The organism is Bacillus sp. lyk4-R2A-2, assembly GCF_030209735.1.
Classification (GTDB): Bacteria; Bacillota; Bacilli; order Bacillales; family Bacillaceae; genus Bacillus; species Bacillus pumilus.
Genome location: NZ_JARVRK010000006.1, coordinates 172,784 through 187,027 on the forward strand (window position 1 = coordinate 172,784; position 14,244 = coordinate 187,027).

Genomic DNA, 14,244 nt, shown 5'->3' on the forward strand with positions numbered 1-14,244 from the left:
GATATGAATGCAAACAAAGTAGAACACGCGATGAGTTTGAAGGATCGGGTTCATTTCTTAGACATCGTACGGGGATTTGCCTTAATGGGAATTATTCTGGTGAATTACTTTTTGATCGTGGATTCGGCGAAGGGGTTCGATATGGAAGCAAATGATGTCTTTCACAACTTGGTGAATTGGTTCGCCTCAGGGAAATTTATTACGTTGTTCTCCTTCCTATTCGGGGTTGGTTTTATGATTTTTATGGACCGCGCTGCTCAGAAGGTGGACAGTCCGAACAAGCTGTTTGCCCGCAGATTAACCATTCTCTTAGGGTTTGGCCTTCTGCATGTCACCTTTGTTTGGATTGGTGATATTTTAGCGTATTATGCAGTCGCTGGCTTTTTATTGCTTTTCTTTTACAAACGTACAGCCAAAACCATCCGATACTGGCTGATCACACTCTTTATGATTCAATTGCTCACACCCTTTTTCACAATGCTGCTTCATACCATCAGTACAGGCTCATCGGGCAAGCCGGACTTTGCCGATTTTGATTTGACCAGCCACAACAGTCTGACTTATTTAGCATCTATTGGTGACCGATGGACAGATATGGTGACGATGGCTTCCAGCTCATTTTCAATCGTCTATTCCATGTTCTTCATGTTTTTGCTTGGTGTTTATTTTGTGAAAATGGCGTTTTTCAAAAACATGGAAGCGAAAAAAACGATTTGGAATCGCATTTGGATCATTTGTACCATCGCTTTTCTCATCACACAAAGCAGTACGATTATAGCAGCGGTCAATCCTTTTGAACATACACTCTGGGTGAACATGGCCACTGCTCTGGAACAAAACGGGGGATTAACTGGCAGTATGTTCTATATGAGTACACTTGCGATGCTGTTTCTGCACGTTCCTCAGCTGCGAGGTGCTTTGATGGTCTTTACCAAAGTCGGACGGATGTCCCTGACCTGTTATTTGCTTCACTCGATCATTGGAACCATGCTATTTCTAAAATATGGAGCGGGGCTTGTCGATCATCTTCAGCCGGCTGGTACGTTCTTCATGGCTATTGGCGTGTATGTCTTCCTTGTGCTTTTCAGTACGTTTTGGTTAAAGCGGTTTAAGTATGGACCGATGGAATTTATTTGGCGTCAGCTGACGTATGGGAAGGTCAATGACAGATCGAAAACCAATACATTTCATGCGGCGAAGTAAAAGAAAAAAGGCGAATGGCTACAGTTCGCCTTTTTTAATATGTTAAGTTTGTGATTCAGAGACAATCCGTTCACTTTCAATACTGCTCAATCATTTCTTGTAATTGAGTCAAATAACTCTCTTTTAATTCATCTGGGTATTCAATTTTCACATGCTTCCCAAATGAGATCAAATAGTGGGTCATATACGATAATTCTTCTTGGTTGTACCCACCCATAATATATGGAGTATCATCAATGATCTCCAATCTCATATTCGGGTAATGATTCTTCAAAAACTTTTCTTTTCCTTGTTCCGTTAATCGACATTTAAATGAGATATCATGATAAGTTTTTTCGTACTCGAGCTGCAGTGTTTTTAATTCTTCCTTAGTAAAGGTGCCTCTGCCTTCTTCTTCAATGATCAAGTCCTTCATAAAGTCACATCTATAGATGCCCCACTTTTTGTTTTGAACATCATATGCTTTGGTGAACCAAATCCCATTTCGATAAAACAACTCAAGAAATTGCAGCCTGATCCTTTTATTTTCATATTGCGTGTACGTCATCTTCACGATTTGATCTTCCATCATCGCCTGTAAAATCAATTCCAAATGATTTTGTTCACTAACTGGTGCGACATTATAGTAATGAATCACATCCAAAGTCTCCGTGATCATTCGTTTTCTCTCATCAGACATTGTGGCAAACAGCTTTTGCCGAATTTGTGAGTAGGACTTTTTAAATGGTGTTGCTGACACCAGGTCTAGCGCTTTAAGCGCGAAAAAAATAGCTTGAACTTCATCGGTATTGAAATAAATAGGGACCATTGGAGATTGTTTCACCAGTCGATATCCTCCATGTCTGCCAGGTTCAACGTAAAAAGCTAAACCCATGGACTCTAGCTCTTCCATATCTCTCAAAGCCGTACGTTTAGAAATGCCAAATTCGGATTGTAAATCCTTTAACTGAAAAGAGTGTTTATCACTTAAAAAAATAAGCTCTTGGTTTAATCGTTCTGATTTTTTCATATGAATTTCCTTTTAAAAAAGGTGACATGTTTTGTCACCTTTATATTTTATACTCAGTTTATCAAAAGAAAAGGAGCATGTATATGCAAACATTAATCATTAATGCGCACCCTGATTTCACTCATCGAGAAAGTTATTCAAACAAACTGCAAACACTATTTTTAGAACAGTTTAAAGAAAGATTCCCTCATGAAGAACCAACAATTTTACCTTTACATGAAACAGAAATTCCTCGTATCGAAAAAGACCAGCTGCTACGTATTTGGGATAAGCAAGCATCTGAACAAACATTAACAGCTACCGAAGAAAAAATCGCTGCTGCTTCATCTGCTTTATTGGCTCAATTCAAAGCACATCATCGAATCGTGATTGTATCACCTGTTCATAATTTTAATGTGACATCACGTATGAAAGATTATATAGATAATATTTTTATTGCTAGAGAAACGTTTAAATATACAGAAAATGGTTCAGTTGGTCTGATGACTGACGATTATCGTGTACTTTTGCTTCAAGCAAGTGGCTCAATTTTCACAAATAACGATCGATACACACCTCTGGAATTTTCACATGATTACCTAAAAGAAATATTCCAAAACTTAATGGGCTTTCAACAATTTCATATTGTCCGAGCACAAGGAACAGCGATTTTAGAAGAAGAAACGATCTTGTCATCTGCAGCTGACGATTTGTCTAAAGCCTTTGATGCGTTTTACTCGCCTAGCGGGATGTAAGCTGTGTTTTTCAAAAACAAAAGACCAATAGAACCTTCCATTTCGAACTTGATTAATCTAGGATTTTAGAGTGTATCAAAACTATCTGGAATCCTAGGAGCGATTTTTGTATACAAGCTTTCAAAATGTATATAATTCAATCGGTACACCGTAAATTAACCAGGATTTTGAGTAGCATAGATATATTAAAGTATTACATCTATTTTAAATACTTAAATATGCACTGGATGGATTGTGGAAACGAAATTGGTTAGAAATAAAGAGTATTATTATTTCACTTCAAAAGGTAGAATGTACGTAATCAAAAGTTAAAAATTGAATTAACAACTTCAATTATAACTTTTCCAATATTAACCTTAATATCTACACACAATCATTAAAAACCTGATGAGCTTTTCTCATCAGGTTTAAAACAGACTCTTCCGGAATTCTGTTTAAAATTAACCTTTGTCAGTCTGTATTCGGTTTTATTTAAGCCCGGTCTCTTCTAGATAAGATAAGCTTTCATCAAAAGAGTTTTTTGATCGCTCAATCTTTTCATTTAACATTCCTTTAGCTACTGCTCCGGTTATAAAGGCTGTTGCAAAAGAAGTCAGCATCCAACAAGATGAATTATTAATAGTGAGAGGAAACTAACAATAAGAGAGTTTCTTTTAATTATAATCTTCTCCTACCATTAAAGTACTATACTTTGTTTTAAATTTTTCATACTTTCTCTCATCCTTAAATAATAAGAATGCCCCTCTGTCATCATAAATATGATAAATAAAATCTTTATTTATAAAGAATATTTCAGGATAACTACTATATTTGTCATTGAACCTCGGAGCCATACTTTTAAAATCTTGATTACATATTGCCTTGATTATTTTCTTGTACTCTATATGCTGTTTTTTTGTTTCTAAAGAATACTGAATTACTTTTCCATTCTCATCTTTAGAATTTTTTACATTGAGTCTATATTTATTAATTTTTTTTGAATACTTACTATATACTCCTATCGGCCTCCGTAATGAATGCTCGCTTCGAACAATTGTGACGACGAACAATAAATCGTTCTCCCCAAAAAGTTCATCAAATATACTTATTGCAACATTATAAACCTTATTAAAATATTGAGGATTTAAATTGCCTTGATCATTAAACTGATACATTTCTTTTTCGAGTTGAATATGAAGGCTTAGAGGTAACTCGTTAAAGGAATCATTCATTAAATCAATATTGAATTCACTTTGTAAATAATCTAGGTGAACCATATCTCATTCTCCTTTCGTTCTTTTATGTACAATTTTTCAGAACCAATGAAATAGAAAAAGACGAACTTAAAAAGTTCGTCTCCTACACTAAAAGTCATCTTGATCGGCACAAATTCGGCACGCTTCATCAACCTCTTATATCAATCATTTTCAATCCTCTGTATTAACCAATAGAACCTTCCATTTCAAACTTAATCAAACGGTTCATTTCAACGGCGTATTCCATTGGTAGTTCTTTTGTGAATGGCTCGATGAAGCCCATGACGATCATTTCTGTTGCTTCTTCTTCAGAAATTCCGCGGCTCATCAAGTAGAATAGCTGCTCTTCTGATACTTTTGATACCTTCGCTTCGTGCTCTAATGAAATGTTGTCGTTTAAGATTTCATTGTAAGGAATCGTATCAGATGTTGATTTGTTATCCATGATGAGTGTGTCACACTCGATGTTTGAGCGTGCACCCTCTGCTTTACGTCCGAAGTGAACGATTCCGCGGTATGTGACTTTACCGCCTTGTTTGGAAATCGATTTCGATACGATCGTTGAAGATGTGTTTGGTGCAAGGTGAATCATTTTCGCACCTGCATCTTGGTGCTGACCTTTACCTGCTAGGGCAATACTTAATGTCATACCACGTGCGCCCTCACCTTTTAAGATGACCGCTGGGTATTTCATTGTCAGCTTAGAACCGATGTTTCCATCAATCCATTCCATTGTCGCATTCTCTTCACATACCGTACGTTTTGTGACAAGGTTGAAGACGTTGTTTGCCCAGTTCTGAATCGTTGTATAACGGCAGTAGCCGCCTTTTTTCACGACAATTTCAACAACCGCACTGTGAAGTGAGTTTGTTGTGTAAACTGGTGCTGTACAGCCTTCTACGTAATGCACATGTGCGCCTTCATCAACGATGATGAGTGTACGCTCGAACTGACCCATGTTTTCAGAGTTGATACGGAAGTATGCTTGAAGTGGTGTATCTACTTTGACGCCCTTTGGTACGTAGATAAATGAACCACCAGACCATACAGCCGAGTTAAGCGCAGCAAATTTGTTGTCAGTCGGAGGAATGACTTTTGCCCAGTGCTCACGGAAGATGTCTTCGTTCTCTTTTAATGCGCTGTCTGTATCTTTAAACACAATGCCTAGATCTTCAAGGTCTTGCTTCATGTTGTGATACACAACTTCAGATTCATACTGAGCAGATACACCTGCTAAGTACTTTTGCTCTGCTTCAGGGATACCAAGCTTATCAAAGGTTTCTTTGATTTCTTCTGGTACTTCATCCCAAGAACGCTCAGAGCGCTCTGATGGCTTTACGTAGTACGTAATTTCATCAAAGTTTAATGCATTTAAATCTCCGCCCCATTGTGGCATCGGCATATTGTAAAAGAGCTCAAGAGATTTCAAACGGAAGTCGAGCATCCACTGAGGCTCTTCTTTCATACGAGAAATTTCTTCAACGATCTCTTTTGTCAGTCCGCGCTCTGAACGGAAAATGGAAACGTCTTTATCAGAAAAGCCGTATTTATATTCACCAACATCTGGCATTTTTTTAGCCATCCATTTTCACTCCAATCTTATGATTTGCCGTTATCTTCGGCAGATGCGCCTTTTTCAAGCGCCTTCCAGGATAATGTTGCACATTTGATGCGGGCAGGGAATTTTGCCACTCCCTGCAGCGCCTCAATGTCACCAAGATCAATGGAATCGTCGTATTCTTTTCCTAGCATCATATCGGAGAAAATCTGAGACATTTTCAAAGCTGTTTCAATATCTTTCCCTTTAATCGCCTGCGTCATCATAGAGGCAGATGCCATCGAAATGGAGCATCCTTCTCCTTCAAATTTCGCATCCATGACTTTTTCGTCTTCGATTTTCATCGTGAGACGAATGCGGTCACCACACGTTGGGTTGTTCATATCGACGACAATGCTGTCGTTTAACACACCTTTGTTTCTCGGATTTTTATAATGATCCATAATCACTTGTCTATACAGTGTGTCTAAGTTTACATTAAAAGACATTCGTAAAATACTCCTTTGTCTTACGGAGCGCTGCAATGAGTTTGTCAATCTCTTCTTCTGTATTGTACAGATAGAAGCTTGCTCTTGCAGTCGCTGATACACCAAGCCATTTCATGAGCGGCTGTGCACAGTGATGTCCAGCACGAATGGCGACACCTTCCGTATCCAGAACAGTCGACGCATCATGCGGATGGACGTCATCTAAATTAAACGTCACAAGCCCAGCTCGGTGCTGCGGTCCATAAACAGTCGCACCTTCAAGCTCCTTGAAGCGCTCAAGCGCATAAGTGGCAAGCTGATGCTCGTAACGGCTGACTTCCTCCATACCAATGTCATTTAAGAAATCAATCGCTTTTCCTAGTCCAACTGCTCCGGCAATAATCGGTGTACCCGCTTCAAATTTCCACGGGAGCTCTTTCCAAGTAGAATCATACAGATCCACAAAGTCGATCATTTCACCGCCAAACTCAGCAGGCTCCATATTATTCAAAAGGTCCTTCTTCCCGTAAAGCACACCGATGCCAGTCGGTCCACACATTTTATGCCCGGAGAATGCGAAAAAGTCACAATCTAGATCCTGAACATCAATTTGCATATGCGGCGTGCTTTGTGCACCATCGACGACAATGATTGCCCCATGATCATGGGCTATTTTGGCGATTTCTTTAATCGGGTTGATGGTTCCTAATACGTTTGAAACATGTGTGACAGCGACGATTTTCGTTTGATGTGTGATTGTTTGCTTCACATCTTCCAGCGATAGCGTGCCGTCTTCCTGTAACGGAATATATTTCAATGTGGCGCCAGTTGCTTTTGCTGCTTGCTGCCAAGGGATGATATTTGCATGGTGCTCCATGTGCGTAATGACAATCTCATCGCCTTCTTTGAGGTTTGCTCTAGCATAGCTGATCGCCACTGTGTTTAGTGCAGTTGTTGTACCTCTAGTAAAAATAATTTCTTGGACAGATGAAGCACGGATGAATGCACGAACTTTCTCTCTCGCACCCTCGTATGCGTCCGTTGCTTTTGTGCCAAGGGTATGAACACCCCGGTGGACGTTCGAGTTGTAAGACCGGTAATACTCATTCATTGCATCAATGACCACTCTTGGTTTTTGAGAAGTCGCTGCACTGTCCAAATACACCAAATCATGTCCGTTCACTTGCTGATGAAGGATTGGAAATTGCTCACGAACGTCTTTGATATTCATTATTTTACTTTCCTTTCAATCACAGAAACGAGCTGCTTTTTAACTCCTTCAATCGGCAGTTCTTTGACGACTGGATTTAAGAAGCCATAAATCACAAGTCTTTCTGCATCTTCTTTGGAAATCCCGCGGCTCATGAGGTAATAGAGTTGAATTGGATCGACACGTCCAACAGAAGCAGCATGCCCTGCTGTTACATCATCTTCATCAATTAATAGAATTGGGTTTGCATCACCCCGTGCTTTCTCACTCAGCATGAGAACACGTGATTCCTGCTCGGCATTTGACTTCGTTGCGCCATGCTCGATTTTACCAATTCCGTTAAAGATAGAGGATGCTTGATCCTTCATCACACCATGCTTCAAGATATACCCTTCAGAGTTTTTACCGAAGTGGATGATGCTTGTTGTAAAGTTTTCCGTTTGATTCCCGCGGCCGACAACAACTGATTTTGTATCACCGAATGTCCCGTCGCCCATAAGCTTTGTGATGTTTTCAGACACGACGTCTCCATCATTCATAAGGCCAAGCGCCCATTCGATTTTACTGTCACGGCCATTTGCCATACCGCGTCTGTTCACATAGACTGTGACACCTTCTGAAAGGTTATCTACTGCGCCGTATGTGACGCGGGCATTAGCTCCCGTGAACACTTCGGACACGATATTGAAGATTGCTTCTTCAGGTTTTGCTGTACTAATGTAGTTTTCTACATATGTCACTGCACTATGATCGTCTGCTACGACGATGACATGGTTGAACAAAGTCGTGTCGTCATTTTCATGCAGGTAGACGGCTTGAATTGGCGCTTCAAGTTCTACATTTTTTGGTACATAGAGGAAAGCTCCGCCATTCACTAAGGCAGCATGTAAAGCTGTTAGTTTATGCTCATCTACTTTCACTGCATCCGTCATGAAGTATTTCTTCACTAGATCACCATGTTCGCGAAGCGCTGTATGAAGATCAGTGAAGATCACGCCTTTGTCTTTCGCTTCCGTTGAAAGAGACAAGTATGCTGGCGTTTGATCACGCTGAATGTAGACTGTCTTATCCGTGTCCTCTAAATCAATGAGAGATTTCACTTCTTCAGGAAGCTCTTCTAATGATCCAAATGGCGCACTTTCGACTGTATGCTGTTTGAAATTGGTTAAATTCCATTTAGAAATATTCGTTTTGTCAGGCTTTGGCATTGGAAGGTCTTCTGCTTTTTCAAGAGCCTGTAAGCGAAGGGAACTCATCCATGCCGGTTCCTGATGCTTCTCGGAGAAGCTTTTGACATAATCTTGATCTACTGATAATTTCGTTTCTAATGTCATCAATAATCCTCCTAACGCTTACGCTTCTTGACCAACAGTTTCGTCTTCAATTCCTAACTCTTTTTTAATCCAGTCATAGCCTTCTGCTTCTAGACGTTGTGCAAGCTCTGGTCCGCCAGATTTCACGATACGTCCTTGCATCATGACATGAACGTGATCTGGTGTGATGTAGTTCAGTAGACGCTGATAGTGAGTGATCATTAAGCAGCCGAAGCTTTCGCCGCGCATTCTGTTAATTCCTTTAGAAACCACTTTCAACGCATCGATATCAAGACCAGAATCGATTTCATCAAGGATCGCAATTTTAGGTTCAATCATCATTAATTGAAGAATTTCATTGCGTTTTTTCTCTCCGCCTGAGAAACCTTCGTTTAGGTAGCGTTGCGCCATGTCTGGGTCCATTTCAAGGAACTCCATGTTTTCGTCCATTTTGCGGATGAATTTCATTAGAGAGATTTCATCGCCTTCTTCTCTGCGAGCGTTAATAGCAGAACGAAGGAAGTCCGCATTTGTCACACCACTAATTTCAGATGGGTATTGCATCGCAAGGAAAAGACCTGCTTGAGCGCGCTCATCTACTTCCATTTCAAGTACATCTTCGCCATCAAGCAAAATGCTACCTTTTGTTACTTCATATTTAGGGTGACCCATAATGGCAGCAGATAAAGTTGATTTACCTGTACCGTTTGGTCCCATTACTGCGTGGAATTCTCCACCTTTTATCTCGAGGTTTACACCCTTTAAGATTTCTTTCCCTTCAATCTCAACGTGCAAGTCCTTAATTGTTAATGTCGAAGCAGTCATATATCGATACCTCCAAAATAATCATTATTCTCAATTTATTCTCATTCTAATTTTATAACAAATTAAAACTGAATACAACACATTCACGATATGCGTGAGAGGATGCTCTCAAAATTCTAACAAAAAAAGCCGGTAGATAAAAGGATTTATGTCGAAAAGACTGTTTTCATAAAGAAAGGACGGGAATCTGTTCTCCCCGCCCCTTAGCTATTTAATAGCCTCGTATATTCATTTTTGCGAGCTGTCTTTTCTCATCTCGATAGGACTGCTCTCGTTTATATTCCACTTTCATCCGTAAGTCATGGTCTCTTTCGTACTCTGCATAGCTCATGCCATGAGCCTTATGCATGGCCTTTTCCATCTCGGCGGTATAATCCAATCCCAGTGTACTATGGTCCGAACAAATAATAAACCATTCCCTTCTTTGAGTGTAGCTTCATTGTATCAAAGACATGTGGCTTCACTCAAAAGGGATATGACGCGCTATGCTGGCATATTTTCTCACACAATCGGCTGAGAAGGACTCAACTCCCTGATATGGATAAATGCCATCTTATCCTTCCCTTAATGCGTCTGTCCTCCAAATTCGTCAATACATTGCTGAACAACTGTGATGCCTTGACTTAGTGCAGCACCGCCGCCGAACGCTGCCGCCACACTGACGACCTCTAGCAAATTCTCTTCTGTCGCGCCTTGGTCGAGCGCTCCCTTTGTATGATAAATCATGCAGTATTCATCCTGTGCATGAATACTGATGCCAAGGGCAATCATTTGTTTTTCCTTTTGCGTTAATGAATCGCTCTGAAAGCACTGCTCCGTGAATTCATTGAATTTCTTCCCAAACACCGGCATTTTCTTCTGAAATTCACCCATTGCCGTTTTATAATCAGTCAGTGATTGCTGCATGGATCCGCTCATATGCTGTTCATTCATCTTCATTCCATCCCTTCAGGTCATTTGTACATTTTTATTATGAGCGAGATTTGAAAAAATACACAAAAAAACCTCGCTTTGATGAAAGCGAGGTTAACACATTGTTATTCAGATACCGGTAGTACAGCACCGTCATATTTTTTGTCGATGAATTCTTTGATTTTATCAGAGTGAAGAACTTCCATTAATGTCTTGATCTTATCTGATTTTTCTTCACCTTTGCGAACCGCCACGATGTTTGCATATGGGTTGTTCTTTGTTTGCTCAAGTTCAATTGAATCTTTTTTCGGATTCAATTTATTTTGAATCGCATAGTTGACGTTAATAAACACGGCATCACCTTCACTGTTTTCATAAGCTTTCGCTGTTAGTTCAGGAGCGATTTTTTTGAACTTTAGGTTCTTCGGGTTTTCTTTGATGTTCTTTACTGTTGCGTTGATTGTATCAACTTTAGGATCAATCTTAATGACACCAGCATTTTGCAATAGTGCAAGCATACGGCCTTGTTCAGCTACGTTGTTTGTCATGATGATCGTCCCGCCGTTTGGAATATCTTTTACTGATTTGTATTTCTTAGAGTAGATACCGAAAGGCTCAAGGTGAACCGCACCAGCACTAACTAGGTTGTAATCTTTGTTTGATTTATTTTCTTCATTTAAGTAAGGGATATGTTGGAAAAAGTTTGCATCCACTTCTTTTTCAGCTAACGCTTTGTTGTACATTTTATAATCACTAAGTACTTTCACTTTTAGATCGTAGCCTTTTTCTTTTAGAAGTGGTTTTGCTTCTTCAAGAATCTCGGCATGGGGTGTTTTTGAAGCGGCAACCGTAATGGTTTTGCTATCACTTGCGTTATTAGATGAACCGCATGCAGCTAAGATGCCTGCAAATGCTAGAAATAGTGCACTTAAAATCAATTTCTTCATGAATAAATCCTCCCTTAACGTTTATCAATTTTATTTGTAATCAAATCACCGATTATTTGAATAATAAAGACGATGATGAGAATAAACACAGTGGCAACAAGTGTAACATCTGTATTACCAGATTGGTATCCTTCCACATAAGCAAGGTCACCAAGTCCGCCTGCTCCAATTGCACCTGCAATCGCAGTTGAGCCAATTAAAGCAATCGCTGTTACGGTAATACCTGAAATGAGGGCTGGCAATGATTCTGGCAGCAATACTTTGAAAATGATGGTCGACGTTTTCGCTCCCATTGACCGTGCTGCTTCAATGACTCCTTTGTCTACCTCACGCAGTGCAATTTCGACAAGACGTGCATAGAATGGAGCTGACCCAATGACAAGGGCAGGGAGTGCTGCATTTGGACCTAGAATTGTATGCATTAAGAATTTCGTGAACCCTAATAAAAGAATAATTAAAATGATAAAAGGAATCGATCTGAAAATGTTGACGACTGCACCGATGACAGCATTGATCGGTTTATTTTCCCAAAGACCGCCTTTTCCTGTAAGGAAGAGCAGGAGTCCTAGGATAATCCCGATTGCAAAAGCAAATGCCAATGAAATGAGTGTCATATACACTGTTTCACCTGTTGCACTCCAGATGACGTCTAGATCAACGTTCGGAAACCATTTCTCAAACATGTGTCATCACCTCAATTTCAACCTGTTTGCTTTGGATATAGGCGATGGCTTTTTCTACCTCGGTCTCTTCTCCATTTATATGGATAAAGAGTGTTCCAAACGCGCCTTCCTGCGTTTGAGAAATCTTTCCTTGAAGGATGTTTACATCGACCTTGAAGGATCGAATGATTTCAGTGATCAGCGGCTGCTCGGCAGAATCTCCGATAAAGGACAACCGTACGACCTGACCTTCTTTTACTCGCTCTAAGACGTGCTCGATTGTTTCTTTCGCTTCCTCTGGTTCAGCCAGCTGCTGGACAAATCGTTTCGTCATTTCTTCCTTCGGCTGTCTGAAGACGCGTAATACTTCGCCTTCTTCGACTATGCGTCCATTCTCCATCACTGCCACCCGATGACAAATTTTGCGAATGACATGCATTTCGTGTGTAATCAGCACAATTGTCAGCCCTAAACGTTTATTGATATCTGCTAAAAGATCAAGGATAGAATCCGTTGTTTGCGGATCAAGCGCTGACGTTGCTTCGTCACAAAGAAGAACCTTTGGATCATTTGCTAATGCTCTCGCAATCCCCACACGCTGCTTTTGTCCGCCGCTAAGCTGAGACGGATACGCATTTTCTTTTCCTTCTAAACCGACTAATTTAATCAGTTCATTCGCACGCTCTCTCCGTTTCGATGTAGGTACACCTGCGATCTCAAGCGGGAACATAATATTTTGTCTCACTGTTCTTGACCAAAGTAGGTTAAAGTGCTGGAAAATCATGCTGATTTCTTGTCTTGCTTTCCGAAGTTTCGCATTCGATACTTCATTGATCCGGTTGCCTGCCACTTCAACAATTCCTGCTGTTGGCAGCTCCAGACCGTTTAATAGGCGAATAAGCGAGCTTTTTCCGGCACCGCTATACCCGATAATTCCGAATATTTCACCTTTATCAATATCCAAGTTGACGTCTTTCACGGCATCAACATTTCCGCTTTTTGAGTGGTACGTTTTTGATACATTCTGTAAATGGATCACAGTCTGTTCACCTGCTTTCTTGCTGAATCTATAGGTTGCCATCACATACGTTATTTATTCTTCCTGCTGCCATGCCTCGTGCCTGACGTGAGGTCAGTAAAAAAGACCTAACTGCAATGCAAGCAGAAAGGCCTTTTATGTTCAATACGCCTTTCTCTCATCTTTCAAAGCATTGCGGCTTTGAGTGAATTGGCACCAATTTCAGCTATGCTGACGGTTGCCGGGTTTCATAGGGCACGTCCCTCCACCTCTCTTAATAAGAGAAAATATGTTGTTTTATGTGATGTTCATGTTTTTACTAACGTAGAATATCATGCTACCCGAGATATGTCAACGCTGTAAATCGCTAATTTCCAAGTAAACGACTAAGTTATCATTTTTCGAAAAAAACCGTTCGTCAGCCAAAGTACCGCCTCTAGTCTTAGGAGCGCACGGAATGACCCTTTTACTTTCACTTGTCCCCTGCTAATTAACTGCTGTAAGGACATATCTCCATCTAATAATTGAAGTATTTCTTTTCTCTCACCATAAAAGATGAGATCCGATAACTCAATTGCAGGTAGTTTCTTCACTTCACCACGCTCATCCACAATCAATGTACAAGAGTCTGTTTCCGCCTCAAATGTAATCTTCAAGGATGATGATGAGAGCAGCGGTTTTAGCAATAATCGCTGCCCTGTGTTTCCATGGGTTTTCACTTTTTCCACATGTATAACCTCCCTGTCATTTGGTTATACATAACATTTCTCTACAAACATTCGCTTGTCCTTTATAAATAACTCGACAAATTTTCAGATGAATTGCTTGAAATATGACAAAAAACCGCTTTATTTAGCGGTTTCAATCATTTCATGAAGATATGGTACGGAGTGAAAAGCATAGCCTTTTTGCACCAGCTCACCTTTTTTAAACAGTAGAAAGCAAGGAACGCTTTCGATCTCAAAAGCCTTCGCAAAGCCTGGTGAGTAGTTTAAGTTATTTTCATAAAAAGGTACATCCGGCTGCATGGTGTCTACGACAGCCAGCATTTTCTTTGCCAGCTGACATGTTCCGCAAAACGGTGTATATAAGTATAAAAGAAATAAATCGTCCTTTATCTCCTTGAATTCGTGTTCTTCAATCTCTTTCAT

16 protein-coding genes and 1 riboswitch are annotated in these 14,244 nt (G+C 40.2%); of the genes, 2 read left to right on the top strand and 14 right to left on the bottom strand.

Annotation, left to right across the window (positions count from 1 at the left end; all coding sequences use genetic code 11):
• Nucleotides 1-3 precede the first annotated feature (3 nt).
• Nucleotides 4-1,203 (top strand): DUF418 domain-containing protein, encoded by a 1,200-nt coding sequence (locus QRN39_RS11810; RefSeq protein ID WP_251191398.1) that lies wholly within the window; start codon nucleotides 4-6, stop codon nucleotides 1,201-1,203.
• Nucleotides 1,204-1,279: 76 nt separating this feature from the next.
• Here QRN39_RS11810 and QRN39_RS11815 read toward each other — a convergent pair whose 3' ends face one another.
• Nucleotides 1,280-2,212 carry a helix-turn-helix transcriptional regulator gene (locus tag QRN39_RS11815; protein WP_284907319.1) on the bottom strand — a complete coding sequence of 311 codons (933 nt, stop codon included), beginning with the start codon at nucleotides 2,210-2,212 and terminating at the stop codon, nucleotides 1,280-1,282.
• Between the two features lie 83 nt (nucleotides 2,213-2,295).
• On the opposite strand from QRN39_RS11815, the gene QRN39_RS11820 reads away from it, so the two are divergent.
• Nucleotides 2,296-2,946 carry an FMN-dependent NADH-azoreductase gene (locus QRN39_RS11820; RefSeq protein WP_284907320.1) on the top strand — a complete coding sequence of 217 codons (651 nt, stop codon included), beginning with the start codon at nucleotides 2,296-2,298 and terminating at the stop codon, nucleotides 2,944-2,946.
• A 653-nt stretch (nucleotides 2,947-3,599) separates the two neighbouring features.
• On the opposite strand, the gene QRN39_RS11825 is transcribed toward QRN39_RS11820, so the two are convergent.
• The 13 genes from QRN39_RS11825 to QRN39_RS11885 all read right to left on the bottom strand — a co-directional run bounded on the left by QRN39_RS11825 (nucleotide 3,600) and on the right by QRN39_RS11885 (nucleotide 14,244).
• The gene (locus tag QRN39_RS11825; protein ID WP_050944086.1) at nucleotides 3,600-4,202 is read right to left on the bottom strand and encodes a DUF3885 domain-containing protein; all 603 of its coding nucleotides are present in this window, start codon (nucleotides 4,200-4,202) and stop codon (nucleotides 3,600-3,602) included.
• Nucleotides 4,203-4,365: 163 nt separating this feature from the next.
• Nucleotides 4,366-5,763 (bottom strand): Fe-S cluster assembly protein SufB, encoded by a 1,398-nt coding sequence (gene sufB / locus QRN39_RS11830; RefSeq protein ID WP_003213112.1) that lies wholly within the window; start codon nucleotides 5,761-5,763, stop codon nucleotides 4,366-4,368.
• A gap of 17 nt (nucleotides 5,764-5,780) precedes the next feature.
• Nucleotides 5,781-6,227, bottom strand: a complete 447-nt coding sequence (gene sufU / locus QRN39_RS11835) for a Fe-S cluster assembly sulfur transfer protein SufU (protein ID WP_003212941.1) — start codon at nucleotides 6,225-6,227, stop codon at nucleotides 5,781-5,783.
• Nucleotides 6,217-7,437, bottom strand: a complete 1,221-nt coding sequence (locus QRN39_RS11840; RefSeq protein ID WP_137054427.1) for a cysteine desulfurase — start codon at nucleotides 7,435-7,437, stop codon at nucleotides 6,217-6,219. The genes sufU and QRN39_RS11840 overlap by 11 nt, the downstream gene beginning before the upstream one ends.
• Nucleotides 7,437-8,750 carry a Fe-S cluster assembly protein SufD gene (gene sufD, locus QRN39_RS11845; protein ID WP_050944088.1) on the bottom strand — a complete coding sequence of 438 codons (1,314 nt, stop codon included), beginning with the start codon at nucleotides 8,748-8,750 and terminating at the stop codon, nucleotides 7,437-7,439. The genes QRN39_RS11840 and sufD overlap by 1 nt, the downstream gene beginning before the upstream one ends.
• Nucleotides 8,751-8,768: 18 nt before the next feature.
• Complete coding sequence (gene sufC, locus QRN39_RS11850; RefSeq protein ID WP_003213654.1) at nucleotides 8,769-9,554, bottom strand: Fe-S cluster assembly ATPase SufC; 786 nt, start codon at nucleotides 9,552-9,554, stop codon at nucleotides 8,769-8,771.
• 211 nt (nucleotides 9,555-9,765) lie between these two features.
• Nucleotides 9,766-9,903 (bottom strand): YuzK family famiily protein, encoded by a 138-nt coding sequence (locus tag QRN39_RS11855; protein WP_162839378.1) that lies wholly within the window; start codon nucleotides 9,901-9,903, stop codon nucleotides 9,766-9,768.
• Nucleotides 9,904-10,118: 215 nt separating this feature from the next.
• Nucleotides 10,119-10,487: a carboxymuconolactone decarboxylase family protein gene (locus tag QRN39_RS11860; RefSeq protein ID WP_003212803.1), complete on the bottom strand. Its 369-nt coding sequence runs from the start codon at nucleotides 10,485-10,487 to the stop codon at nucleotides 10,119-10,121.
• Nucleotides 10,488-10,591: 104 nt separating this feature from the next.
• On the bottom strand, nucleotides 10,592-11,413 hold the full coding sequence (gene metQ / locus QRN39_RS11865; protein ID WP_003212678.1) for a methionine ABC transporter substrate-binding lipoprotein MetQ: 822 nt from the start codon (nucleotides 11,411-11,413) through the stop codon (nucleotides 10,592-10,594).
• A 14-nt stretch (nucleotides 11,414-11,427) separates the two neighbouring features.
• The gene (locus tag QRN39_RS11870; RefSeq protein ID WP_024423401.1) at nucleotides 11,428-12,096 is read right to left on the bottom strand and encodes a methionine ABC transporter permease; all 669 of its coding nucleotides are present in this window, start codon (nucleotides 12,094-12,096) and stop codon (nucleotides 11,428-11,430) included.
• Nucleotides 12,089-13,114, bottom strand: a complete 1,026-nt coding sequence (locus tag QRN39_RS11875; protein ID WP_226804007.1) for a methionine ABC transporter ATP-binding protein — start codon at nucleotides 13,112-13,114, stop codon at nucleotides 12,089-12,091. The genes QRN39_RS11870 and QRN39_RS11875 overlap by 8 nt, the downstream gene beginning before the upstream one ends.
• Before the next feature lie 154 nt (nucleotides 13,115-13,268).
• A riboswitch (SAM riboswitch) is annotated at nucleotides 13,269-13,377 on the bottom strand.
• Between the two features lie 102 nt (nucleotides 13,378-13,479).
• Nucleotides 13,480-13,821: an SCP2 sterol-binding domain-containing protein gene (locus QRN39_RS11880; protein ID WP_003212918.1), complete on the bottom strand. Its 342-nt coding sequence runs from the start codon at nucleotides 13,819-13,821 to the stop codon at nucleotides 13,480-13,482.
• Nucleotides 13,822-13,941: 120 nt separating this feature from the next.
• Nucleotides 13,942-14,244 (bottom strand): thioredoxin family protein, encoded by a 303-nt coding sequence (locus QRN39_RS11885; protein WP_003213095.1) that lies wholly within the window; start codon nucleotides 14,242-14,244, stop codon nucleotides 13,942-13,944.